Source organism: Paenisporosarcina sp. P4_D4, from assembly GCF_056401835.1.
Window position 1 is genome coordinate 1 of record NZ_JBFUIO010000189.1, and the last position, 3,007, is coordinate 3,007.

At 37.7% G+C, this 3,007-nt stretch carries 4 protein-coding genes; all 4 read left to right on the forward strand.

Features of this window, described 5'->3' with window-relative positions; genetic code table 11:
* On the forward strand, positions 1-448 hold a 448-nt coding region (locus tag AC1DSL_RS16785), incomplete at its 5' end, for a phosphonate ABC transporter ATP-binding protein (RefSeq protein WP_477533079.1).
* Between the two features lie 12 nt (positions 449-460).
* A complete protein-coding gene (phnE, locus tag AC1DSL_RS16790; RefSeq protein ID WP_477533080.1) occupies positions 461-1,246 on the forward strand; it encodes a phosphonate ABC transporter, permease protein PhnE in 786 nt (261 codons plus the stop codon).
* On the forward strand, positions 1,246-2,088 hold the full coding sequence (locus tag AC1DSL_RS16795) for an ABC transporter permease subunit (protein ID WP_477533081.1): 843 nt from the start codon (positions 1,246-1,248) through the stop codon (positions 2,086-2,088). The genes phnE and AC1DSL_RS16795 overlap by 1 nt, the downstream gene beginning before the upstream one ends.
* Before the next feature lie 29 nt (positions 2,089-2,117).
* On the forward strand, positions 2,118-3,007 hold an 890-nt coding region (gene phnW / locus AC1DSL_RS16800; protein ID WP_477533082.1), incomplete at its 3' end, for a 2-aminoethylphosphonate--pyruvate transaminase.

Here is a 3,007-nt window from a genome sequence, read left to right on the forward strand (position 1 = left end):
GTTTGGTTATAAAACAACGCTACAAGGACTACTAGGCAGATATACAGAAGAGGAAAAAGAACGTGCCTTTTACCTGTTGGAGAAACTAGGAATTCATGAACATGCTTATAAACGATGTGACCAATTAAGCGGTGGTCAGCAGCAACGTGTAGGGATATGCCGAGCGCTTATTCAAGAACCTAAATTGATTCTATGTGATGAACCAATTGCTTCACTTGATCCGAATTCTTCTAAGGTGATCATGGACCATTTAAAATCGATAAGTACGGAAATGGGCATTACATGTTTAGTGAATTTACACCAAGTGGAAGTGGCACAACACTATTCAGATCGAATTATTGGGTTGAATAGTGGTGAAGTTGTATTTAATGGAAATGGCCGTGAGCTTTCTGACGAACAAATTCACAAAATCTATGGAACCAAAACAAAAGATTTAATAACAGGATAAGGGGAAATGACTGTGAATGAAAAAACGATGCGAAAAAGCAAATGGCAGACAGTAATCTTTCTTCTCCTCATCATCGTTCTTACCTATTTATCATCAGTTATTACAACATTTAACTTTGTGGAGGGGATGGCGGCAATCCCTGAAGCTATAGGCTGGATCTTTTCTAATTTAATGGTGACACAGGAGTCACTTGATAATTTACCAAAGATCCTAGGGAAATTAGCTGAAACCATCTTTATGTCTATTGCCGCAACAACTATTGCGGCTGTTATTTCTCTCTTCTTAGGGGTATTTGGATCAAAAACAACAAAAGTAAACAACATCTTAAGTGTATTTGCTCGTTTTATTGCTTCAGTATCAAGAAATATTCCAGTTGTCGCATGGTCGCTGGTTTTGCTCATTTCTTTTGGACAAAATTCAGTAACAGGATTTCTCGCTCTATTTGTGGGAACGGTAGGTTTTTTAACAAGGGCATTTATCGAATCTATTGATGAAGCCAGCCAAAGTTCTGTTGAAGCATTAACTGCAACGGGGGCAACCTATTTCCAAATTGTGAGTAAAGCTGTCATTCCACAATGTCTACCACAGATGATCAGCTGGGTATTGTTCATGGTTGAAACGAATATTAGAAATGCCACATTGGTGGGAATCTTAACGGCTTCGGGAATAGGATATACCTTTGATATGTATTATAAAATGTTAAATTATAATGCGGTAGCACTTGTGACACTATGTATTGTCATTACCGTCATTATTGTGGATATTATATCAAATTATATACGGAAGGTGATTCTATAATGGAAGAAACCTATATTAAAAGAAAGAAAGACGGCCGTATTCGTACAAAATCGGGTAACAAAGGTGATCAAGTTCTAAGATGGACGTTAATGATTCTAACAGTTATGACAGTTATTTCTTTTCTATTTTTTAACTATGCAGGGCTGGAATTAGGTTCAGCGATTTCGGAAACAGCTTATAACTTAAAAGTGATGTTTCTTGAACCAAAATTAAGTCATTTTGATTTAGGAGAAGCCGTCTATCAAGTTGGGATTACACTTGGTTTAGCATTTCTAGCTACGATTATCGGAGGCATTATAGCCTTTTTCCTTTCTTTGATGGCCGCAACGAATTTAGCTCCTGCATGGGTATCGAGAATCGTTCGTATATTTGTTGCTGTTATTCGGGCTGTTCCAACGGTATTATGGGTGTTAATCTTTGCGATTTCCGCTGGGTTGGGAAGTGAAGCGGCGGTTCTTGGTATGTTATTTCATTCTATCGCTTATTTAGTTAAAGCATTTTCTGAGGCATTTGAAGAAGTCGATAAGGGAATCTTTGAGGCGCTGCAATCAACTGGTGCGAACTGGTGGCATATCGTAAGAAGCGGTGTTATACCGTCTACTTTTACCTATTTGTTATCATGGATTTTCTTGCGATTTGAGATTAATTTTGGTGTAGCAGTAGCAATGGGGGCAGCAGCTGGGGCAGGCGGAATCGGATTTGAGCTTTTTATGGCATCTAGCTTCTACTTCGATCTGCGGGAGGTTGGCTTTATTACCTACGCAATTCTAATTATTGCCATTCTATTAGAAGTCTTTTCAACCCGATTGAAAAAACGTTACTTTCCAACAACTTCTGACTAGTTCATAAATGAAGGAGAATAAAGAGAACCATGAATCACTATAAACTTTTAACACCCGGTCCGTTGACAACGACAAGCAGTGTGAAAGAGGAAATGCTTTTAGACCGTTGTACTTGGGATAATGATTATAAAGCTATTACACAAAAAATAAGAGCTAAGCTTCTTAAATTGGCAGGGGCTGACCAAGAAGAATATACTACTGTACTCATGCAGGGAAGTGGCACGTTTGCGGTTGAAGCTGTGATGAATACCACAATTTCAAATCAAGATAAGGTTTTAATTATAACGAACGGTGCCTATGGAGAAAGACTTGTAAAAATAGCAAAATATATTGGACTAGCATTTAGGGAATACAGCACCGCCTACAATGAATACCCGAATGAAGATGAAGTTAGAAAAATTTTACAAGAGGATCCAGGTATTATGCATATTGTCATGGTCCATTGTGAAACTACAACAGGCATATTAAATCCAATTGAGATGATTTCAAAACTATCAAAGGAATTTGAGAAAACGTTAATCATTGATGCCATGAGCAGTTTCGGTGGAATGGAGATTAATGTTCCTGAACTAGGGATTGATTATTTAATTAGCAGTGCCAATAAATGCATTCAAGGGGTTCCAGGTTTTGCTTTTGTCGTTGCTAGATTAGAGAAGCTAATAGCTTGTGAAGGTAATTCGCAAAGTTTGTCATTAGATTTATATGATCAATGGAAGGAAATGGACAAGGACGGGAAATGGCGTTTTACTTCTCCGACACATGTAGTGGCTGCGTTTTCTAAGGCCCTTGATGAATTAGATGAAGAAGGTGGCATTCCAGCAAGGTTTTCACGTTATCAGAATAATAATCGAATGTTAAGAGATCGACTTAAAAAAATAGGATTTCAAGCTTATTTATCAGAAGAAAAACAATCTCCTAT